A 21736-nucleotide genomic window follows, 5' to 3' on the forward strand; every position below is an offset into this window, starting at 1 on the left:
TCGTGCTGTTTGACGCCAATGGCACAGCGGAAGGTCGGTAGTCCGAATGAGCGGCCCGTACGGTCCAAGGGCCGGGCGCCCGGCCCTTGGACCGTACGGGCGATCCCGGACCCCGTCCCGGACTACGCTGAGGTGCTGCCCGGCACACCCCAGGAGGCCCCGCGCATGAACCCGGAGCACTTTCCACTCCTCGAAGAGGCCCGCAGAAGCCTGCCCGACGGATTCAAGGTGGAGCTGTCGGGCGACACCATCGTGATGATGGTCAGCCCCTCGGGCATCCACCAGCGGAACCTTCTCCTGGTCCGCCGCCAGTTCGACGCGCACGCCCCGTCGGAGCTGCTGCCGAGCGAGAACACCGACCTCGTTTCACCGAACGTGGGCAAGAGCCGCAACCCGGACCTGACATACCTTCCAGGCGAGGCGTTGGAGACGACTGACAATCAGGTCCCCTCCGAAGTCGCCGCTGTCGCCGTCGAACTGGTCTCTCCCTCCAACCCGGAGAACAACTGGGTCGGCAAGGTGCGCGACTACCCGTTGATGGGGATCCCGCTGTACCTGTTGATCGACGCCAGGCAGAAGACCGTCACGCTCTTCAGCCGCCCCGACGGCACGAGATACCACCGCCGCGAGGACATCGAGTTCGGTGAGACGCTGCACATCCCGGAGCCGTTCGACTTCGACCTGAACACGACCGAACTGCTCCCTTACTGACCGTCGGACACGTCCAGAGCTGCGACGAGCCGCAGCAGCAGGTCGGACGTGACCGGGAGTGCTCCCCCGACCTCGAGGTGCTCGACCTCGTCAGCCGTGGTGCCGAGCCGCACCGCCGGCTCGTCCTCGCTCAGACCCGGCTGGGCATGTCGGTCGTCGACCGGTTACCCGAGCGCCAGGGCCAAGCGGAGCTGCACGCGCTCGGCGATGATCGCGGGGGGCCGACGTCCCCGTGCAGCTCGCGCTTGTCCCGGGCCAGCTGCCGGCGTGCGTGGTTCACCGCTCCTCCTCCGCCGTGTTGCGAGCGTCATCAGCCCCGCAGCCGCTGCTCATCGAGGCGGCGCAGCAGGCCGGGCAGGCGCTGATGCTCCTCGCGAAGCGCGCTGAGGCACTGCCGGAAGGCGGGAGCCCGTCCGACGTGGTCACAGGCGTCGCGAAGGTCCGCCAGGAGATGAGGTGCCGTGAGCTGGTCGAGCCCGGCCGGGACCGGTGGCTCGACCGTTTCCTGGTACTCCTCTTCGTCGTCGTCCTGGAGCCCCCGGACACCAAGAGCGGACAACCACGCCAGGTACAGAGCACGGAGATCACCGGCCGCCAACTCCGCCCGAATCCCGACGACGGCACCGAGCGAGTCCTCCGCCCCCTCGCCCCAGTCTCCGCTCTGTCGGCGAGGCGGTGCTCCCCGCCGGATCGCTCGGCTCCATGCTCGCGGAGGAGTACCCCCGCCGGGCTGCGGGCGGTGTTGACGAGCCTCTACGCCACTGACCTTCCGGTGCCGGAGCACGGAAGGCACGGAAGGCACGGAAGGCACGGAAGCCACCGCGCGCGGCGGTGCCCGCCGGGGCTGCTCACCCCTCCGGCGGGCACCCCGGACACGACGGGTGGCTCAGGTCAGCTGGTCGGCTGGGGCACCGACTGGGGCACCAGGGTGGGCGGTGAAGCCATGAACTGGACGGGCGGACGGCCGGGGCGCAGCCGGCCGCGGTTGCGGTAGAGGCGGTGCAGGCGCTGGACCGCCACGAAGGCGGTCGTCCGGCCGGCCAGCGTCAGGCGGTACTTGAGCCGCAGCAGCGAACCCAGCCCGGCGATCTGCTCGGGGCCGATGGCCCGCAGCAGCCGGCCGACGTGCTCCTGGTAGGCCGCGCGGAACGCCCGGTCGCCGTCCGGCACCGACCAGAAGAACATCGGGATCTCCTCGACCAGGCTGTTCCGGTCGTAGGCACGCAGGTGGTCGCGGAACTCCGGCTCGGGGCGGGCCAGCAGCCACTCGCGGACCAGCTCCATCGAGCGCACCCGGTCGACCAGGCCCTTGGGGTCGGTCTTCATCTGCGTGATCGACACCTCGCCGCCCTCGCGGATGCGCCAGTGGTAGATCGGCTCGGAGAACACGTCCACACCGGTGGCGAGGAAGTGGTGCGGCACGCTGACCGGGGCGTCCTCGTACAGCAGGCCCTCGGGGTAGTGGACGCCGGCGCCGTCGTAGAAGCTGCGGCGGTAGACCTTGTTCCACGCGGTGCGGTCGGTGACCAGCGACGGGATCTCGGTCACGTGGGTGCTGCGGCGGGTCTGCGCGAACGGCTTGCTGTGGGCGTGGGACTGGTAGTACCCGGCCTCGCGGAAGCGCAGCGCGTTGCCGGCCGCGAAGTCCGAGCCGGTCTCGTCCAGCGTGGCGATCATCAGCTCGTACGCGCCCGGCGGCAGGGTGTCGTCACTGTCCACGAACGCCAGGTAGTCGGCGGCGGGGTCGAGGTGGCGCCAGCCGGTGTTGCGGGCCGCACCGAGGCCCTTGTTCTCCTGCTGGACCAGCCGGAAGCGCGTGTCCGCGGCGGCGTACTCCCGCGCGACGGCGGCGCTGGTGTCGGTCGAGCCGTCGTCGACCATGACGCACTCGAAATCGCTGAAGGTCTGGCCGGCGATCGAGTCGAGGCACTCCCGGAGGTAGCGCTCGACGTTGTAGATCGGTACGACGACGGACAGGCGTGGAGCCATCGGCTGCGCGGCCTTTCGATCAGGGAGGGCGACCGGCCCGTGGCGGGGTGCCGGGAGCGAACCGGCTCATTGTGCGGCTCCGATGCTGCCACAGAACGAACGGAGGGTGTCGGGGAGGTTGCGACTTGAAACTCTTCTGCACCGCGGAAGTTGGTGTCACCGGCGATCGGCGCGCCGGATGCCCGACGTTCCGTCAGTCCCGTCGGCCTGCTCAGGTGGCCTGCGCCGGATGACCTGCCCCGGCGGCCGGGGGATCTCCCCGCCTCCGTGGAGCTGGACCGGTCCGGAGGTCCGAGCGGCACCGGGCGGTCAGGCGGCCCAGGCGGCCCGAGCGGCGATCCGGCGGACCGAGCCCCGGACCGAGCCCCGGACCGGTGCCCGCCGGCCCGCGCCACCGGAACCGCCACCGCCCCCGTCGCCCAGGCCCGCACCCAGGCCCGCGCCCACACCCGCACCCCTGGACCACGCCTCCCGACCGCACCCCCCGGCACCGCGCGCCGCCCGCGCCCGCGGGGCCGGAGTTCGCACCTCCCGGGCGCGGGCTGTGACACTGGAGGAGCTCGAAAACTGAGGTGCGCGCCGCCGCACCTCCTTGCGAACCTAGAGGGATGCCCGCAGTGAGTTCTCCCGTAGCCCAGTCCGCCGGTGCCCCCGACGGGAGCCGTCGCAACGGCGCCGGCGGCGACGATCCAGGCGACGGCCCCGCGAAGGGCCCCGGCATCGCCGAGCTGGCCGCCCGGCTGCCCGGACTGACCCTGCGCGACCAGCAGCGGATCGGCCGCCGGCTGGAGGGCGCCCGGCGGGTCCGCAAGCCGGAGGCCTGGCGCAAGGTCGCCGACGAGATCGCCTCGGAGCTCGACCGGGCCGAGCTGCGGGTCGAGCAGCGCCGGGCCGCCGTCCCGGAGATCACGTACCCGGCCGAGCTCCCGGTCAGCCAGAAGAAGGACGACATCCTGGCCGCGATCCGCGACCACCAGGTGGTGATCGTGGCCGGTGAGACGGGCTCCGGGAAGACCACCCAGATCCCGAAGATCTGTCTGGAGCTGGGCCGGGGCGTGCAGGGCCTGATCGCGCACACCCAGCCGCGCCGGATCGCCGCCCGTACGGTGGCCGAGCGGGTGGCCGAGGAGCTGCGCACCCCGCTCGGCGAGGCGGTCGGCTGGAAGGTCCGGTTCACCGACCAGGTCGGGCCGGACACCCTGGTCAAACTGATGACCGACGGCATCCTGCTGGCCGAGATCCAGACCGACCGGGAACTGCGCCAGTACGACACCCTGATCATCGACGAGGCACACGAGCGCAGCCTCAACATCGACTTCATCCTCGGGTACCTCAAGCAGCTGCTGCCCCGGCGCCCTGACCTCAAGGTCGTCATCACCTCGGCGACCATCGACCCCGAGCGCTTCGCCAACCACTTCGGCGACGCCCCGATCATCGAGGTCTCCGGGCGCACCTACCCCGTCGAGGTCCGGTACCGCCCGATCGTGGACGACGCCGAGGGCGACGAGGACGACGGCCGGGTCGAGGTGGACCGCGACCGCGACCAGATCCAGGCGATCTGCGACGCCGCCGAGGAGCTGCAGGCGGAGGGGCCGGGCGACATCCTGGTCTTCCTCTCCGGAGAGCGCGAGATCCGCGACACCGCGGACGCCCTCGACAAACTGAAACTGAAGTTCACCGAGGTCCTCCCGCTCTACGCCCGGCTGAGCTCGGCCGAGCAGCACCGGGTGTTCCAGCGCTCCAACAGCCGCCGGATCGTGCTGGCGACCAACGTCGCGGAGACCTCGCTCACCGTGCCCGGCATCAAGTACGTGATCGATCCGGGCACCGCGCGGATCTCCCGCTACAGCCACCGCACCAAGGTGCAGCGCCTGCCGATCGAGGCGGTCAGCCAGGCCAGCGCCAACCAGCGCAAGGGCCGCTGCGGCCGTACCTCCGACGGCATCTGCATCCGGCTGTACTCGGAGGAGGACTTCCTCTCCCGGCCCGAGTTCACCGACGCCGAGATCCTGCGCACCAACCTGGCCTCGGTCATCCTGCAGATGACGGCGGCAGGTCTCGGCGACATCGCGGCCTTCCCGTTCCTGGACCCGCCGGACTCGCGCAACATCAAGGACGGCGTCAACCTGCTGCACGAGCTGGGCGCCCTCGACCCGGCCGAGAAGGACCCGCGCAAGCGCCTCACCCCGCTCGGCCGTCAGCTCGCCCAGCTGCCGGTCGACCCCCGGATGGCCCGGATGGTGCTGGAGGCGGACAAGAACGGCTGCGTCCGCGACGTGATGGTGATCGCCGCCGCCCTGTCCATCCAGGACCCGCGCGAGCGCCCCACCGAGAAGCGCCAGGTGGCGGACGAGCGGCACCGCCGCTTCCAGTCCGAGACCTCCGACTTCCTCGCCTACCTGGCGATGTGGCGCTATGTCAGGGAGCAGCAGAAGGAGCTCTCCTCCTCGGCGTTCCGCCGGATGTGCAAGGCCGAGTTCCTGAACTACCTGCGGATACGGGAGTGGCAGGACATCTATTCCCAGCTGCGCACGGTCGCCAAGCAGCTCGGCGTGACCATCGAGGAGCCGCACCCGGACGCGGAGCCGGACGCCGACCGGATCCACCAGTCGCTGCTGGCCGGCCTGCTCTCGCACATCGGCCTGTACGACGTGGAGAAGCGCGAGTACGGCGGCGCGCGTGCCGCCCGCTTCGCGGTCTTCCCCGGCTCCGGCCTGTTCAAGAAGCCGCCGCGCTGGGTGATGTCCGCCGAGCTGGTGGAGACGTCCCGGCTCTGGGCCCGGATCAACGCCAAGATCGAGCCCGAGTGGGTCGAGCCGCTGGCCGGCCATCTGATCAAGCGCAGCTACAGCGAGCCGCACTGGGAGAAGAAGGCCGGCGCGGTGCTGGCCTACGAGAAGGTGACCCTGTACGGGATGCCGATCGTCGCCCAGCGCAAGATCAACTACGGCCGGATCGACCCGGAGCTCTGCCGCGAGCTGTTCATCCGCAACGCCCTGGTCGAGGGCGACTGGGAGACCCACCACGACTTCTTCGCGGCCAACCGGAAGATGCTCGGCGAGGTCGAGGAGCTGGAGAACCGCGCCCGGCGCCGCGACATCATGGTCGACGACCAGACGCTCTTCGACTTCTACGACGCCCGGCTGCCCGAGGAGACCGTCTCCACCCGGCACTTCGACTCCTGGTGGAAGAAGACCCGCCACGACCAGCCCGACCTGCTCAACTTCGAGAAGTCGATGCTGATCAACGACGCGGCCGGCGGCATCACCGAGGAGGACTACCCGGACCACTGGCAGCAGGGCAAGCACCGCTTCAGGCTCACCTACCAGTTCGAACCGGGCAGCGACGCGGACGGCGTGACCGTGCACATCCCGCTGCCGGTGCTCAACCAGGTGACCTCCGAGGGCTTCGACTGGCAGATCCCGGGCCTGCGCGAGGAGCTGGTGACCGCCTACATCAGGGCGCTGCCGAAGGCGGTACGCCGCAACTTCGTCCCGGCGCCGGACTTCGCCCGGGCCGCCCTGCGCCAGGTGAAGGAGCGCCAGGAGGCCGGCACCTTCGGCTCCGCGGAGCCGCTGCTGCCGTCGCTGGAGCACATCCTGCGCCGGCTCACGGCCGTGACCGTCCCGCCGGACGCCTGGGACGACGAGCGGGTGCCGGACCACCTCAAGGTGACCTTCCGGGTGGTGGACGGCAAGCGGAAGCTGGCGGAGTCCAAGGATCTGGAGGAACTACGGCTGCGGCTCAAGCCCAAGCTGAAGGAGACGCTCTCCTCGGCCGCCTCCGGCCAGGGCATCGAGCAGAGCGGTCTGACCGCCTGGCCCGCCTCCCTGCCGGTGCTCCAGCGGACCTTCGAGCAGCGCTCCCGCGGCCACTCGCTGCGGGCCTACCCGGCGCTGGTGGATGACGGCGCCTCGGTGGCCGTGCGGCTGTTCGACACCGCGCAGGCCCAGGAGGAGGCCATGTGGGCGGGCACCCGCCGACTGCTGATGCTGACCACCAACTCCCCGGCCAAGTCGATCCAGGGCAGGCTGGGCAACCAGGCCAAGCTCGCGCTCTCCTACAACCCGCACGGCTCGATCCCCGCGCTGTTCGAGGACGTGGTCGCCTGCGCCGCCGACCGGCTGATGGCCACGGCCGGCGGCCCGGCCTGGGACGAGGCGGCGTTCGGCAAGCTCCTCGACAAGGTGCGGGCGGACCTGTACGAGGTCTCGGCGGACACCACGCTGAAGACGGCCGGCGCGCTGATCGCCTTCCACAAGGCGTCCAGCCGGCTGAAGACGGTGAGCAGCCCCGTCCTGCTGACGGCGGTGAACGACATCCGCCTGCACCTGGCCTCACTGGTCCACCCGGGCTTCGTCACCGACACCGGCTGGCGCCGGCTGACCGATCTGAAGCGCTACCTGCTGGCGGTGGACCGCCGGCTGGAGGCCCTGCCCAACCACCCGCAGCGGGACGCCCAGCAGCTGCTGAAGGTCCAGCAGGTTCAGCAGGAGTACGGGGAACTGCTGGCGGCCGTCCCGGCCGGGAAGCAGCCGACGCCCGAGGTACGACAGATCCGCTGGATGATCGAGGAGCTGCGGGTGAGCTTCTTCGCGCAGTCGCTGGGCACGCCGACCCCGGTCTCGGAGAAGCGGATCGTGAAGGCGATGGAGGCGGCCCGAGCCACGCTCTGAGCGCGGCGGGCGGCGGACGGGCCCCGGTGGTCCGCCCGCCGCCCGCCCGGGCGGTCTGAGCTGGCAGGGGCCCCCGCCCCCGGCCGGCGCCCGCTCGGAGCCGGTTCGACCTGGGGGCCCGCCATGCAGTACGATCTGTCTTGTTCGCACAGCGCAGCAAACAGAACGCGGCGCGAATGCCAGGTCCTGTGGAGCAGTTGGTTAGCTCGCCACCCTGTCAAGGTGGAGGTCGCGGGTTCAAGTCCCGTCAGGATCGCCCTACGCCGAAGGCCCGGAACCGCAAGGTTCCGGGCCTTCGGCCTTTGACGTCCGGTCATCTCATGGACCTCCGGTCGCCTCGCGCCGCGACCCCCGGCCCGATACCCCACTGCTGGTCTAGACCACAAGCACGGCCACTGTGACGGTCATCACTTTTCTCATCCTGAGACCGGCCTTCGACGACCCCCCTCCGAGGGTCACTAATTTAATATATAAAATTGCACCACCATTACCGGGGAATGCCCCCCGCCCCAGAGATATCCGATCCTTGCCTCGAAGAAAACATTCCGACCGGCCGAAAGGTTATCGCCGACAACGCCGAAGGGACCCTTCAGCAGACCCGGCGGAGTCTGCTGAACGGTCCCTTCGATCAAAAGAGCTTTTACTGCTGTCAGGCTTCGGTGCGCTGGGCCGGAATACCGGCCAGCAGGGCGCGCACCTCCGCCTCACGGTAACGGCGGTGCCCGCCGAGCGTGCGAATGGATGTGAGCTTGCCGGCCTTGGCCCAGCGGGTGACCGTCTTCGGGTCCACGCGGAACATGGTGGCGACCTCTGCCGGCGTCAGCAGGGGCTCAGCATCAGGGGTACGAGCGGTCATGAGCGGCCTCCTCGGAGAACCGAACCAGGGCGGTTCTATCCTTCAAATTCTGCACCTTGGCCCGCGATGCCCGAAATGACATACACAGGCCGAGTCGGTTATAGGACGAACGGCTTGTCCTGGTGTCTACAACTACACCATCCGTCCAGCCCCATCGGCCAAACCGCCAAAATTGGCTACCCTAGGGGCCAAGCATGACGAAGGACGATGGACTGGCCTATAACGGGCAGTCACGTTATGGTGACAATCGGTAATATCTGGGCCAGACCCGATGATTCCCAACAAAGCGCACATCTACTCCAGAACCACCCAAAAGTGGGCACGCTCGTGTGGAAGTGGGCTGGTTGTCCCATTTTTACACATAGGGGTAAGTTCACGTCAACGGTGAGTAGTGTCACGTTCGAGAGGTATTGACCCGAACCGGGACCTAGGTCTCGACTTTCGGGCCGAAGGACCCTGTCAGCATGCCAAGCCGCACCGACAACCGGCCCCCACCGACCCCCACCGGCCCTGACACGGCATCAAGCGACCCGCAGCCGCGGTGTCCTCAGTTCGCCTGCCGCAGCCCCAGCACGCGGCGCCAGCGCTTCGCGACCGCCTCGTACGCCCGCAGCGCCTCCGTCGTCTCCCCGGCCCGCAGCGCCGCCAGACCCTCCTCCAGCTCGCCGGCCGAGCGGTCGGCGGCCAGTCGCTCGGATCCGAGCAGGTGCACCAGGCCGCCGTAGTCCAGCTCGACCAGCGAACGCGGGTGGAACTCCTCCAGCCAGCGCCCCACCTGTTCCGCCGCACCGGCGGGCCGGCCCTGCGGCAGATCCGTCCGCAGCGCCCGGTAGGCCCGCGCCACCCGCCGCCGGGCCTGGGCCATCGGTGTCAGGTAGAAGAGCGCGGCCGGCACCGGGACGTCCCCCTCCCCGGGCCCCGCGGCCGCGGCCGGGACGAAGCAGCGGTCCTCCTCGCCGAACGGCAGGAACCAGTGCACCGGCACCTCCCAGCGGCTGGTGAGGATCCACGGCCGGGCGTCCGGGTGCTCGGCCCGCCAGCGCTCCCGGTCGGCCTCCGCGGCGGCCCGCGCGGCCGGTGGCAGCGCGGTGTCCAGCAGCGCCACCGGCCAGCTCTCCCGCAGCTCGTCCAGCGCCTGCCAGTTGCGGAGCCTGGTGGCCCAGGGGCAGACATAGGTGACCTGGTCCACGACCCGGACGAAGGCCCGCCCGCTCTCCCGCTCGGGCAGCGCGCGCGGTGTGCGCCCCACCAGCTCGGCGAGCGCCGCCCGCTGCTCCTCGAGCGCTGCCCCGGCCACCGCCTGCTCCACCGCGTCCGCGTCCGGGCCGTGCGTCGTCGCGTACGCCTGCCAGCGGGCCCGCTCCGGCTCCGGGAAGGCGGCCAGCGGCTCGTAGACCCGCAGGTGGGCCGCATAGGGCGGAAGCACGGAGGTACGCACGGCGGTCACGCTTCGCATCGTCGCACGGGCCGCCCGCGGACCGGGAGGGTGCACACCGGCGCACGGCGACAACCTCGTGCACGGGGGATCACCCGGCCCTTGCCGGACTACGCTTCGCCATAGGCGCCCGCACCACAGCAGCGGGCCTCGGATACTGGAGTCACCACAGTGACCGACGTACAGACCACCTCCGCTACGCACCCCGTACCCGGCGTGCTCAGCAGGATCTTCCGCACCGAGCAGGACGGCGCCCCCGGCGACGGCCACGAGCAGGTCGTGCTCTGCCACGACCGCGGCTCAGGGCTCAAGGCGATCATCGCCATCCACTCCACCGCGCTCGGCCCCGCCCTCGGCGGCACCCGCTTCTTCCCCTACGCCACCGAGGAGGAGGCGCTGGAGGACGCGCTGCGCCTGTCGCGCGGCATGAGCTACAAGAACGCGCTGGCCGGCCTCGACCTCGGCGGCGGCAAGGCCGTCATCATCGGCGACCCCGGCCGGGACAAGAACGAGGCGATGCTCCGCGCGTACGGCCGCTTCGTGGAGTCCCTGAACGGGCGTTACGTGACCGCCTGCGACGTGGGCACCTACGTCCAGGACATGGACGTCGTCGCCCGCGAGACCCGGTTCGTCACCGGCCGCTCGCCCGAGCAGGGCGGCGCCGGGGACTCCTCCATCCTGACCGCCTTCGGCGTCTTCCAGGGCATGCGCGCCAGCGCGCAGGCCCGCTGGGGCCAGCCCACCCTGCGCGGCCGCCGGGTCGGCGTCGCGGGCGTCGGCAAGGTCGGCCACCACCTGGTCGGCCACCTGGTGGCCGACGGCGCGGTCGTCGTCGTCACGGACGTCTCCGAGGCGGCCGTGAACCGCGTCCGGGCCGCCTACCCGGAGGTGGAGGTGGTCGCCGACACCCCCGCGCTGCTGGCGGCCTCCCTGGACCTCTACGCGCCCTGCGCGCTGGGCGGCGCGCTGGACGACCACACGGTGGGCGCGCTCGGCGCGGCCGGCACCGCGGTGGTCTGCGGCGCGGCCAACAACCAGCTGGCCCACCCCGGTGTCGAGAAGGACCTCGCCGACCGCGGCATCCTGTACGCCCCGGACTACCTGGTGAACTCGGGCGGCGTGATCCAGGTCGCGGACGAGATCCAGGGCTTCAACTTCGACCGGGCCAAGAACAAGGCCACCAAGATCTTCGACACCACGCTGGAGATCTTCACCCGGGCCACCGCCGACGGTGTGCCGCCGGCCGTCGCCGCCGACCGCCTCGCCGAGAAGCGGATGCGGGAGATCAGCGCGCTGCGCACGGTCCTGCTGCCCGGCGCCCGGATCAGCTGACCGATCGTGGGGGGCGGGGCCGTTTCCCGTCCCCCACGCATCACGATGTGGAACCGGATTCTCACTTCTGCGTCCGCTCGGGTGATCGGGAGCCCCCCTTGGGGGGATAATCAAGGCTGGAACGACGGACCGGGAACACCTCCGGACAGCCTGAAAAAGCCCAGAAAACCGCCCCTGAGCTGGTAAGACCGCCTCTCGGGTGCCGACGGTGCGCGCCACGTCACACTGACGACGTACCGTCCAGCGGCAGAAACAGGTACCGTTAATGCTCCAAGGGACGGTTCTCCCCATTCGGGCAGGCCGCTCCTGATCATGAACACGTGTCAGACTCGGGGCCGTGAGCCCCATCGTTGAGGGGGTCGACCCATGGGGCGCGGCCGGGCCAAGGCCAAGCAGACGAAGGTCGCCCGCGAGCTGAAGTACAACAGCGGCGGGTTCGATGCCAACCGTCTGTCCAGCGAGCTGGGCGTATCGCCCTCGACTCCGATCGAGCCTGAGCCGATCGAGGAAGAGGACGACGACGACCCCTACGCGGCGTATGCGAATCTCTACGCCGACGAGGACGAGGACGACGACTCCGAGGCGGAGAGCGGCCACACCCAGGCCCGCCGCCGCGCGTAGTCACCGTCCGGCCTGACCGGCCCTGGCGCTCCGAGCGCCGGGCCGGTTTTCGGCGTTCCCGGACGTGGCCGCCGCGCGGAGCCGCCCTCCGCGTCCGGATGTGACGGGGGCCCCTTCGCCGGCGTCCGGCGAAGGGGCCCCCGTGCCACGGCTCAGACCGTGGCGAAGCCCTCGTACGCGTTGTACAGCGCCGCGCCGTCGGTGTGCTCCCCGGTGCGGTCGACGACGTCGCCGAGCAGCCAGGCCTCGACCCCGCGGTCCTCCAGGATCGCCAGCACGGCGTCCACCGACTCCGGCGGGACCACGGCGACCATGCCGACGCCCATGTTCAGCGTCTTCTCGATCTCCAGGGTGGCCACCTTGCCGACCCGGGCCACCGTCTGGAAGACCGGCAGCGGCGTCCAGGTGCCGCGGTCCAGGCGGGCGTGCAGGCCGGCCGGGATGACCCGGGCCAGGTTGGCGGCCAGGCCGCCGCCGGTGATGTGCGAGAAGGCGTGGATCTCGGTGGAGCGGGTGAGCGCCAGGCAGTCCAGCGAGTAGATCCTGGTCGGCTCCAGGAGCTCCTCGCCCAGCGTGCGGCCGAACTCCTCGACCTTGCGGTCCAGGCTCCAGCCGGCCTCGTTCAGCAGCACGTGGCGCACCAGCGAGTAGCCGTTGGAGTGCAGGCCGGAGGCGGCCATCGCGATCACCACGTCACCCGCGCGGACCCGCTCGGCGCCCAGCAGCGCGTCGGCCTCCACCACGCCGGTACCGGCGCCCGCGACGTCGTAGTCGTCCGGCCCGAGCAGGCCGGGGTGCTCGGCGGTCTCGCCGCCGACCAGCGCGCAGCCGGCCAGGGCGCAGCCCTCGGCGATGCCCTTGACGATCTGGGCGACGCGCTCCGGGACGACCTTGCCGACGCAGATGTAGTCGGTCATGAAGAGCGGCTCGGCGCCGCAGACGACCAGGTCGTCGACGACCATGCCGACCAGGTCGTGGCCGATGGTGTCGTGCTTGTCCATGGCCCGCGAGATGGCGACCTTGGTGCCGACGCCGTCGGTGGCCGAGGCCAGCAGCGGCCGCTCGTAGCGCTTGAAGGCGGAGGCGTCGAAGAGCCCGGCGAAGCCACCGAGGCCGCCGACCACCTCGGGGCGGTTGGCCTTCCTGACCCACTGCTTCATGAGTTCGACGGCGCGGTCGCCGGCCTCGATGTCGACACCTGCGGCGGCGTAGGTGGCACCGCTCTCGTTGCTGGTCACTGCGTGCGGCCCTCTCGGGTCAGGGGGTGAACAGCCGCGGGGCCCGGGTGAACGGGCCCCGCGGCGGAAAATTACGGTCGGCGCAGCGCGTCGGCCGCGCCACCGCCACCGAGCAGCGACTGGACACCGTCCAGATCGGCACCCGAGTGCGGCTTGCCACGGACTGCGGGGGGCTGCTGGCTGCCCTTGATCTCGGCCTCCAGCAACAGCTTGCCGAGCAGCGCCGGGTCGGGCAGCTCCATCGGGTAGACCCCGTCGAAGCAGGCTCGGCAGAGGTTGTCCTTGGGCTGCGCGGTCGCCTCGATCATGCCCTCGAGGGAGATGTACGCCAGGGAGTCCGCGCCGAGCGTGCGGCCGATCTCCTCGACGGTCATGCCGTTGGCGATCAGCTCCGCGCGGGTGGCGAAGTCGATGCCGAAGAAGCAGGGCCACTTCACCGGCGGCGAGGAGATCCGGATGTGCACCTCGGCGGCGCCCGCCTCACGCAGCATCCGCACCAGCGCGCGCTGGGTGTTGCCGCGCACGATGGAGTCGTCGACGACGACCAGGCGCTTGCCCGCGATGACTTCCTTGAGCGGGTTGAGCTTGAGCCGGATGCCGAGCTGGCGGATCGTCTGGCTGGGCTGGATGAAGGTACGGCCCACGTAGGCGTTCTTCACCAGGCCGGAGCCGTACGGGATACCGCTGGCCTCGGCGTATCCGATGGCGGCCGGGGTGCCGGACTCCGGAGTCGCTATCACCAGGTCCGCGTCGACCGGCGCCTCCTTGGCCAGCTTGCGCCCCATCTCCACCCGGGAGAGGTGCACGTTGCGGCCGGCGATGGAGGTGTCGGGGCGGGCCAGGTAGACGTACTCGAAGACGCAGCCCTTGGGCTTGGCCTCGGCGAAGCGGCTGCTGCGCATGCCGTTCTCGTCGATGGCGATCAGCTCGCCGGGCTCCACCTCGCGGATGTAGGAGGCGCCGCAGATGTCGAGCGCGGCCGTCTCGGAGGCGACCACCCAGCCGCGCTCCAGCCGGCCGAGGACCAGCGGGCGGATGCCCTGCGGGTCACGGGCGGCGTAGAGCGTGTGCTCGTCCATGAAGACCAGCGAGAAGGCGCCCTTGACCGCGGGCAGCACCAGCTGGGCGGTCTCCTCGATGGAGAGCTCCGGGTGGCCCGCGAGCAGGGCTGTCACCAGATCGGTGTCGTTGGTCGCGGCGCTGCGGCCCGAGCGGGAGACGTGCTCCTCCCCGGGCAGTTCGGCGACCATCTCCGCCAGTTCGGCGGTGTTCACCAGGTTTCCGTTGTGCCCGAGGGCCAGCGAACCGTGAACGGTCGCGCGGAAGGTCGGCTGGGCGTTCTCCCAGACCGAGGAACCGGTGGTCGAGTAGCGGGCGTGTCCGACGGCGATATGCCCGTGCAAGGACCCCAGAGAGGCCTCGTCGAAGACCTGGGAGACAAGTCCCATGTCCTTGAAGACGAGAATCTGGGAGCCGTTGCTCACTGCGATGCCCGCGGATTCCTGTCCACGGTGCTGCAGGGCGTATAGGCCGAAGAACGTGAGCTTGGCGACCTCCTCGCCGGGAGCCCAGACACCGAAGACGCCGCAAGCGTCCTGGGGGCCTTTCTCGCCGGGAAGAAGATCGTGGTTGAGTCTTCCGTCACCACGTGGCACGTCTTCGAGTCTAGGGCAGTTGGCACGGCGTTCAGGAACGGGGGAGGGGCGGATCGTCGGAGGATCAACCGGCGACGCGCGTAGACAAAACCCCTTACCGGAAGGCCGGTTCGAGCCGGGGCCGAACGGCGAACCGGCGCACTGCCTTGGCATGGGCGCCCGTTGGCGCCCCCGGACGTCCGGTCGCCCACCCGCACACCGGTCGGGCCCGACCCGGCAACGTGACCCTGCTCACCCGTGGGCCCGCGGGCCCACGGCGCCGGCCGGACCGGGACGTCGGGCCGGTCCGTCGCCGCCTGCGCCCTCGCCGTCCCGCCGGGGGAGCGGGCCGGAGGCCGGCCATGGGCCGGAGCCGGTGCGGGCCCGGGCCCGGGTGCTCCTCAGCCGGTGGGCGGCAGCAGCAGCCGCCACGCCCCGGCGTGCACCGTCCAGGTCCGGGACCGGACCGGTCCGGAGGGATGTCCGTCCGCCTCGTAGGCGAAGCCGCGCCCGTTCACCGTCACGCTGGTCGCCCGGCCCCGGACCAGCGCCCCCGGGGCGCGGACCACGATCTCCATCGCGCCCTCGCCGAGCGGCAGGCTGATCTGCACCACCCGGACCGGCCGGTGGACGTCGGCGAGCAGTCGCCCGTCCGCCTCGACCCGCAGCCGGGCCTCGGTGTGCTCGCCACCCTCGGACGGCATAGCAGTCGCCTGCTCGGCCGCAGCCAGTTTCGCCCATAGCGAACGCCAGCCACCCATCCGGCCCATCCCCCGCCGGCCGCCCGCGCCGGAGATCCGCAGCTCTCCCAGCACCACCCCGCCACCGTCGTCCACCAGCAGGTCCAGCTCGCGCGGCACGCCGGTGAGGACGGCCCGGGCGGCCTGCACCGGCTCCGCCGGCACCCCCAGCGCGCGCGCCGCCGACAGCTCCGGGGCCCGACCCACCGGGATCAGCCCGACCGGGTCGCTGCCCAGCTCACGCTGCCGGTGCAGGGCCTGGAGCACCCGCTGGAGGGCCAGATCGGATCCGATCACGACCGGCCGCCGGCGGCCCCGGTGCGAAAGAACCCGGTCCAGTTCGGACGGGCTCTCCGGGTGCGCCACCTTGGCGTCCGCCCCTCCGCAGAGCACATCCTTCGCGATCCGTACCGACTCTCCGTCGGTCTGCTTGGCCGCCGGGTCGAGCAACACGAGCAGTGGCTCGCCGTTGCTCGGAGTGGCAGCGTGGGATGCGGGCGTGGACAGGGACGACACGACCGGTCCTTCCTCAGGTAATCTCTCGGTGCAAGAGCCCCTTGCGCTATTGCGCCAGGGGCTTCGTCTATCTCGGGGCAGACTGCGGCCTACGCAGGATGCCCCAACCGGAAGGGGTGTACGCCTGTGCCGGCACTCGTGCTCGTTGGCGCTCAGTGGGGGGACGAGGGCAAGGGGAAGGCGACCGACCTCCTCGGTGGCTCCGTCGACTATGTCGTCCGCTACCAGGGCGGCAACAACGCCGGTCACACGGTGGTCATCGGCGACCAGAAGTATGCCCTGCACCTGCTCCCTTCCGGCATTCTCAGCCCGAATGTGACGCCGGTGATCGGTAACGGCGTCGTGATCGACCCGGGTGTGCTGCTCTCCGAGCTGGCCGGCCTGAACGAGCGCGGCATCGACACCTCGAAGCTGCTGATCTCGGGCAACGCCCACCTGATCACGCCGTACCACCGCACCCTGGACAAGGTCACCGAGCGCTTCCTCGGCAAGCGCAAGATCGGTACCACCGGCCGCGGCATCGGCCCGACCTACGCGGACAAGATCAACCGCGTCGGCATCCGGGTGCAGGACATCTTCGACGAGTCGATCCTGCAGCAGAAGGTCGACGCGGCCCTGCACGACAAGAACCAGCTGCTGGTCAAGCTCTACAACCGCCGCGCCATCCCGGCCGAGCTGGTCGTCCAGGAGTACCTCGGCTACGCCGACAAGCTGCGCCCCTACCTCGCCGACACCACCCTCGTCCTGGACGAGGCGCTCAAGGCGAACAAGGTCGTCCTGCTGGAGGGCGGCCAGGGCACCCTGCTGGACGTCGACCACGGCACGTACCCCTTCGTGACCTCGTCCAACCCGACCGCCGGCGGCGCCTGCACCGGCGCCGGCATCGGCCCGACCAAGATCGACCGGGTCATCGGCATCCTCAAGGCGTACACCACCCGCGTCGGCTCGGGCCCGTTCCCGACCGAGCTGCTGGACGCCGACGGCGACGCGCTGCGCCGGATCGGCGGCGAGCGCGGTGTCACCACCGGGCGCGACCGCCGCTGCGGCTGGTTCGACGCGGTGATCGCGCGCTACGCGACCCGGGTCAACGGTCTGACCGACTTCTTCCTGACCAAGCTGGACGTGCTCACCGGCTGGGAGGAGATCCCGGTCTGCGTCGCGTACGAGATCGACGGCAAGCGCGTCGAGGAGCTCCCGTACAACCAGTCGGACTTCCACCACGCCACGCCGATCTACGAGAACCTCCCCGGCTGGACCGAGGACATCAGCAAGGCGCAGACCTTCGCCGACCTGCCGAAGAACGCGCAGGCGTACGTGAAGGCGCTGGAGGAGATGTCCGGCGCGCCGATCTCGGCCATCGGCGTCGGCCCGGGCCGGACCGAGACGATCCAGATCAACTCGTTCGTCTAGCACCCGGGCCCTTCGGGGCCGGGCGCACGAAGGGCCTCGCGGTTCTCCGCGGGGCCCTTCGCTCTCTCCCGTGATTGCACTAGTTCAATAGCCTGTTGCATCTAGTGCATAGTCGGACTACCGTCCCGGTCATGACCGCACAGCTGCCCGCACCCGTCACCCTCACCGGCCGCCACGTCCGCCTGGAGCCGCTCGGCCGCCATCACCTGCCGGATCTCTTCGCCGCCGCCGGCGGGGACGAGGAGGTGTGGCGCTGGATCCCCTCCGGCACCCCGCACACCGTCGAGGAGCTCGGCGCGGTGATCGACAAGCGGATCGCCGAGATCGCCGCCGGGGGCGCGGTGGTGTTCGCCGTGATCGGACTCGACAGCGGCCGGGCCGTCGGCATGACCGGCTACCACGCCTTCGACGCCCAGGACGAGCTCGTCGAGATCGGCGGCACCTGGTACGCCCGCTCCTGCTGGCGCACCGCCGTCAACACCGAGTCCAAACTGCTGCTCCTCACCCACGCGTACGAGGACCTGGGCATGGGGCGGGTGTTCTGGAAGACCGACCACCTGAACGAGCGCTCGCGGAGCGCCATCCTGCGCCTCGGCGCGACGTTCGAGGGCATCCACCGGCGCGAGCGCCGGCGGGCGGACGGCACCTGGCGCGACAGCGTCTACTTCTCGATGCTGGCGGACGAATGGCCCGCCGCGAAGGCCCGGCTGACGGAACGCCTGGCCCGGGCCTGACGGGAACCCGGCCTGACGCAAGCGCAGCCCGATGGGACCGCAGCCCGACGGGAGCGCAGGCCCGGCGCAGGCGCGGGCCGGGCGGGTGCCGTCGGGCCGGTGCGGTCACGCGACCGACCGTGGAGTGGGCTACCGTCCCGCGACCGCCCGGCGCGCGACCGACCGTGGGCCGGGCGCCCGTCAGGCGATGGCGGCCGAGACGATGGCGGCCACCGCGAGGTTGCAGCTGGCCGACACCCACACCGCCGGGTGCGGCTCGGGGTCGACCAGGACGGCGCCGAGCCGGCCGGGCGTCAGCAGGTCCACCGCCCAGAACGCCACCGCCATCAGCACCAGGCCGAGCAGTCCGAACAGGGCCGTCGAGGCCAGGCCCTTCCCGAAGTCCTCGTAGGTGTAGAGGATCGCCGTGAAGACGATCCCGCCGATCCCGAGCAGCGCCGAACTGAGCAGCACGGCCGCGTTGCGGTTGCGCTCCACCCATATCTGGCGGCCCAGCTTCCCCGGCGTCAGCAGGTCGACCAGGCCCACCCCGAGGAGCAGCAGCACGATGCCCACGGCTCCGAAGGCCGCCGCCGCGCCGAGACCGTGCACGATGTCGTTCATGGGCGCTCCCCCAGGGTCTGCCGCCGCCCGCCGGGCCACCGCCGGGGGTCAAGGATCGGCAAAACATACCGCATGACCGAGGGCCCGCCGAGAGTCGTGCACGCGGTCCGCGGCACCGGCCCGGCGGGCCGCCGTGGGCCGGCTCAGTCCTCCTCGTCCACCAGGTGGTCGACGCAGGCGGCGACCGCGAGCAGCAGACCGGCGTCCGCGCCGTCCGCGATCTCCACGCCGTAGGTGTCGCGGATCCGGAACCACTTGCGGGAGATCCGCGCGAGCTCGTCCCCGTGGTCGTTCTCGATCCGGTAGTCCTTGCCGATCAGATTGCCGTGGATCTTCAGCTCCCCGCCGTCGGCGAGCTCGACCAGGTACTTGTCGCGGAAGGGGGTGAAGAGCTTCTCCCGCACCGTCGCGATCACGTGGCCGTCGGCGTTCTCGATCTTCATGGCGTCACGGACGGTGAACGCCTTCTCCTTGATCACGGCGACCACCCGGCCCGTCGAGTCCTTCAGCTCGAAGGTGTCGCGCAGCCGCAGCACCTTGCCGTCCACCAGGTAGGCCTTGCGGCCGTCCTCGTCCTCGATCCAGTAGTCGTCGCCGATCGCGAACAGCCGTTCCCTGATGAGGTACTTCACGCCGTCTCCTGAGTGCTCCGTGTCGGGCTCCCATTCGACCCGATCCCGGGCCGCCTGCCCAGCACCCGCGCGGTAACAGGATTCAATGACCGTATGCAGAACGCCGACGCCGCTCCCTTCCGCACGCCCCGCCTCGACCTTGTGCCGCTGCGGCCGCAGGACGCCGAGGAGATGGCCGCCGTCCTCGCCGACCCCGCCCTGCACGCCTTCACCGGCGGCGCTCCGGACTCCCCCGAGGCCCTGCGCGCCCGCTACGAACGCCAGGCGGCCGGCTCCCCCGACCCGGCCGTGCACTGGCACAACCGGATCATCCGGCTGCGCGCCGACGGCCGCGCCGCCGGGTACGTCCAGGCCACGGTGAGCGGCGACGGCGCCGAGATCGCCTGGGTGGTCGGCACCCCCTGGCAGGGCCGGGGCATCGCCACCGAGGCCGCCCGCGCCCTGGTGGCCGCGCTGCGGGGGCAGGGCGTGCGCACCGTGACCGCCCACATCCACCCCGCCCACCTCGCCTCCGCCGCCGTGGCCCGGGCGGCCGGGCTCGCCCCGACCGACGAGTGGCAGGACGGCGAGATCCGCTGGCGGCTGCAGGCCGGGTGACGCGGCCGGGCACCGGAGCGCGGCGGGGACGGGCGCCCGCGCCGGTACGGCAGCGTCACCCGGCCGCTCGAATCGGGGTGCCCGGAATGCGGACGCCGGTGGTGCGGTTTGATGGGGGTATGGCATCTCGTGCACGTGTACGCGCCCCCGAACTCGTCGGGGCAGGCGGTTGGCTCAACACCGGCGGCAAGGATCTCTCGCTCGCGGACTTCCGCGGCAAGATCGTGATCGCCGACTTCTGGACGTTCTGCTGTGTCAACTGCCTGCACGTCCTGGACGAGCTGCGCGAGCTGGAGGAGAAGCACCGCGACACCTTGGTGATCGTCGGCGTGCACTCCCCGAAGTTCGTGCACGAGGCCGACCACCAGGCGGTGGTCGACGCCGTGGCCCGGTACGAGGTGCACCACCCCGTGCTCGACGACCCGGCGCTGGTGACCTGGAAGCAGTACGCGGTGCGCGCCTGGCCGACGCTGGTGGTGATCGACCCGGAGGGGTACGTGGTCGCCCAGCACGCCGGCGAAGGGCACGCGCACGCGATCGCCAAGCTGGTCGAGGAGCTGGAGGCCGAGCACGCGGCGAAGGGCACGCTGCGGCGCGGCGACGGGCCGTACGTGGCGCCGGAGCCGGTCGCGGGGGATCTGCGGTTCCCCGGCAAGGCGGTGCGGCTGGCGAACGGCAACTTCCTGGTGGCCGACTCCGGGCACCACTCGCTGGTCGAACTCGACGGGGACGGCGAGCGCGTGCTGCGCCGGATCGGGGACGGCGAGCGCGGGCTGGTCGACGGCCTCGCGCCCCGGTTCAGCGAGCCGCAGGGGCTGGCGCTGGTGCCGCGGGGGCTGGACCTCGGCTACGACGTGGTGGTGGCCGACACGGTGAACCACGTGCTGCGCGGGGTCCGCCTCTCCGACGGCGAGGTCCGGACGCTGGCGGGCACCGGGAAGCAGTGGTGGCAGGGTTCGGCCACCGAGGGCCCGGCCCTCGGGGTCGAGCTCTCCTCGCCCTGGGACGTCGCCTGGTTCGACGGCAGGGTCTGGATCGCGATGGCGGGGGTGCACCAGCTCTGGGCCTACGACCCGGCGGCCGGCACGGTCGGCGTCGCGGCAGGCACCACCAACGAGGGGCTGGTGGACGGACCGGTGGCGCAGGCCTGGTTCGCCCAGCCCTCCGGACTGGCCGTCTCGGCGGACGGCGAGCGGCTCTGGGTCGCCGACTCGGAGACGTCCGCCCTGCGCTGGGTTTCACGTGAAACCATGACGGTGCACAGCGCCGTCGGCACCGGCCTGTTCGACTTCGGGCACCGGGACGGCGAGGCGGGGCAGGCGCTGTTCCAGCACCCGCTGGGGGTGACGGTGCTGCCGGACGGCTCGGTGGCGGTCTGTGACACCTACAACCACGCGCTGCGCCGCTACGTCCCGCCGGCCGAGGAGGGCGGGAGCGGCGAGGTGACCACCCTGGCGACCGATCTGCGGGAGCCCTCGGGGGCCGTCCTGGTGGACGGCGACATCGTGGTGGTGGAGTCGGCCCGGCACCGGCTGACCAGGCTGCGGCTGCCCGAGGCGGCAGTCAGCGTCGAGGCGGTGGCGCACCGGACCCAGCGCGCGGCCACCGAGGTCGCGCCGGGCGTGTTCCAACTGGACGTGGTGTTCTCCGCGCCGACCGGCCAGAAGCTGGACGAGCGCTACGGCCCGTCCACCCGGCTGCTGGTCAGCTCCACCCCGCCGGAACTGCTGCTCTCCGGTGCGGGGCCGGACTCCGCGCTCAACCGCGAGCTGGTGTTCTCCGAGGACGTGACCGAGGGCGTGCTGCACGTCTCCGCGATGGCCGCGTCCTGCGACGACGACCCGGAGATCGAGTACCCGGCCTGCCACGTCCACCAGCAGGACTGGGGCGTACCGGTGAAGCTCACGCCGGGTGGCGTGCGCCGGCTCCCGCTGGTGCTCGCCGGCATGGAGTAGTCCGCCGGACAGGAGAGCGGGCCCGGGGTTCTCGACAGGACGAGCCCCGGGCCCCCG

Annotated in this window: 17 protein-coding genes and 1 tRNA gene; 9 read left to right on the forward strand and 9 right to left on the reverse strand. The window is 71.2% G+C overall.

Annotated features, from left to right (window positions below; genetic code table 11):
- The first annotated feature begins 165 nt into the window (after positions 1-165).
- Entirely contained in the window at positions 166-711 is a 546-nt protein-coding gene (locus tag OG823_RS15915; RefSeq protein ID WP_371480204.1) for a Uma2 family endonuclease, read from the forward strand.
- A 310-nt stretch (positions 712-1021) separates the two neighbouring features.
- Here the strand turns inward: OG823_RS15915 and OG823_RS15920 are convergent, their stop codons facing one another.
- Both OG823_RS15920 and OG823_RS15925 read right to left on the reverse strand, forming a co-directional pair.
- The gene (locus tag OG823_RS15920) at positions 1022-1270 is read right to left on the reverse strand and encodes a hypothetical protein (protein WP_371480205.1); all 249 of its coding nucleotides are present in this window, start codon (positions 1268-1270) and stop codon (positions 1022-1024) included.
- Positions 1271-1602: 332 nt separating this feature from the next.
- Complete coding sequence (locus OG823_RS15925) at positions 1603-2700, reverse strand: glycosyltransferase family 2 protein (RefSeq protein WP_371480206.1); 1098 nt, start codon at positions 2698-2700, stop codon at positions 1603-1605.
- 719 nt (positions 2701-3419) lie between these two features.
- On the opposite strand from OG823_RS15925, the gene hrpA reads away from it, so the two are divergent.
- Both hrpA and OG823_RS15935 read left to right on the forward strand, forming a co-directional pair.
- Positions 3420-7376 carry an ATP-dependent RNA helicase HrpA gene (hrpA, locus tag OG823_RS15930; RefSeq protein WP_371484505.1) on the forward strand — a complete coding sequence of 1319 codons (3957 nt, stop codon included), beginning with the start codon at positions 3420-3422 and terminating at the stop codon, positions 7374-7376.
- 182 nt (positions 7377-7558) lie between these two features.
- Positions 7559-7632: transfer RNA gene (locus OG823_RS15935), tRNA-Asp, on the forward strand.
- A gap of 393 nt (positions 7633-8025) precedes the next feature.
- Here the strand turns inward: OG823_RS15935 and bldC are convergent.
- On the reverse strand, positions 8026-8232 hold the full coding sequence (gene bldC, locus OG823_RS15940) for a developmental transcriptional regulator BldC (protein WP_014137253.1): 207 nt from the start codon (positions 8230-8232) through the stop codon (positions 8026-8028).
- 547 nt (positions 8233-8779) lie between these two features.
- Positions 8780-9688 (reverse strand): hypothetical protein, encoded by a 909-nt coding sequence (locus OG823_RS15945; protein ID WP_371480208.1) that lies wholly within the window; start codon positions 9686-9688, stop codon positions 8780-8782.
- 150 nt (positions 9689-9838) lie between these two features.
- On the opposite strand from OG823_RS15945, the gene OG823_RS15950 reads away from it, so the two are divergent.
- Both OG823_RS15950 and OG823_RS15955 read left to right on the forward strand, forming a co-directional pair.
- Positions 9839-10999 (forward strand): Glu/Leu/Phe/Val dehydrogenase dimerization domain-containing protein, encoded by a 1161-nt coding sequence (locus OG823_RS15950; protein WP_371480209.1) that lies wholly within the window; start codon positions 9839-9841, stop codon positions 10997-10999.
- A gap of 366 nt (positions 11000-11365) precedes the next feature.
- Positions 11366-11620 (forward strand): DUF3073 domain-containing protein, encoded by a 255-nt coding sequence (locus OG823_RS15955; protein WP_371480210.1) that lies wholly within the window; start codon positions 11366-11368, stop codon positions 11618-11620.
- A 152-nt stretch (positions 11621-11772) separates the two neighbouring features.
- Here the strand turns inward: OG823_RS15955 and purM are convergent, their stop codons facing one another.
- The 3 genes from purM to OG823_RS15970 all read right to left on the reverse strand — a co-directional run bounded on the left by purM (position 11773) and on the right by OG823_RS15970 (position 15748).
- Positions 11773-12858 (reverse strand): phosphoribosylformylglycinamidine cyclo-ligase, encoded by a 1086-nt coding sequence (purM, locus tag OG823_RS15960; RefSeq protein WP_371480211.1) that lies wholly within the window; start codon positions 12856-12858, stop codon positions 11773-11775.
- A 71-nt stretch (positions 12859-12929) separates the two neighbouring features.
- Positions 12930-14513 carry an amidophosphoribosyltransferase gene (purF, locus tag OG823_RS15965; RefSeq protein ID WP_371480212.1) on the reverse strand — a complete coding sequence of 528 codons (1584 nt, stop codon included), beginning with the start codon at positions 14511-14513 and terminating at the stop codon, positions 12930-12932.
- Positions 14514-14893: 380 nt separating this feature from the next.
- On the reverse strand, positions 14894-15748 hold the full coding sequence (locus tag OG823_RS15970; protein WP_371480213.1) for a diacylglycerol kinase: 855 nt from the start codon (positions 15746-15748) through the stop codon (positions 14894-14896).
- Between the two features lie 126 nt (positions 15749-15874).
- Between OG823_RS15970 and OG823_RS15975 the strand changes: the two genes are divergently transcribed.
- Together OG823_RS15975 and OG823_RS15980 are read left to right on the forward strand one after the other, a co-directional pair.
- Positions 15875-17158, forward strand: coding sequence for an adenylosuccinate synthase (locus tag OG823_RS15975; RefSeq protein ID WP_371480214.1), 1284 nt, complete (start codon positions 15875-15877; stop codon positions 17156-17158).
- Between the two features lie 131 nt (positions 17159-17289).
- Positions 17290-17892 carry a GNAT family N-acetyltransferase gene (locus OG823_RS15980; RefSeq protein WP_371480215.1) on the forward strand — a complete coding sequence of 201 codons (603 nt, stop codon included), beginning with the start codon at positions 17290-17292 and terminating at the stop codon, positions 17890-17892.
- A 180-nt stretch (positions 17893-18072) separates the two neighbouring features.
- Here OG823_RS15980 and OG823_RS15985 read toward each other — a convergent pair whose 3' ends face one another.
- Together OG823_RS15985 and OG823_RS15990 are read right to left on the reverse strand one after the other, a co-directional pair.
- Entirely contained in the window at positions 18073-18495 is a 423-nt protein-coding gene (locus tag OG823_RS15985) for a DUF350 domain-containing protein (protein ID WP_371480216.1), read from the reverse strand.
- 143 nt (positions 18496-18638) lie between these two features.
- Entirely contained in the window at positions 18639-19127 is a 489-nt protein-coding gene (locus OG823_RS15990; RefSeq protein WP_371480217.1) for an LURP-one-related/scramblase family protein, read from the reverse strand.
- A 93-nt stretch (positions 19128-19220) separates the two neighbouring features.
- Between OG823_RS15990 and OG823_RS15995 the strand changes: the two genes are divergently transcribed.
- Together OG823_RS15995 and OG823_RS16000 are read left to right on the forward strand one after the other, a co-directional pair.
- Entirely contained in the window at positions 19221-19724 is a 504-nt protein-coding gene (locus OG823_RS15995; RefSeq protein ID WP_371480218.1) for a GNAT family N-acetyltransferase, read from the forward strand.
- 119 nt (positions 19725-19843) lie between these two features.
- Positions 19844-21679 carry an NHL domain-containing thioredoxin family protein gene (locus OG823_RS16000; protein WP_371480219.1) on the forward strand — a complete coding sequence of 612 codons (1836 nt, stop codon included), beginning with the start codon at positions 19844-19846 and terminating at the stop codon, positions 21677-21679.
- Positions 21680-21736 lie beyond the last annotated feature (57 nt).

Origin of the sequence: Kitasatospora sp. NBC_00315, assembly GCF_041435095.1 — a bacterium.
Taxonomy (GTDB): Bacteria; Actinomycetota; Actinomycetes; order Streptomycetales; family Streptomycetaceae; genus Kitasatospora.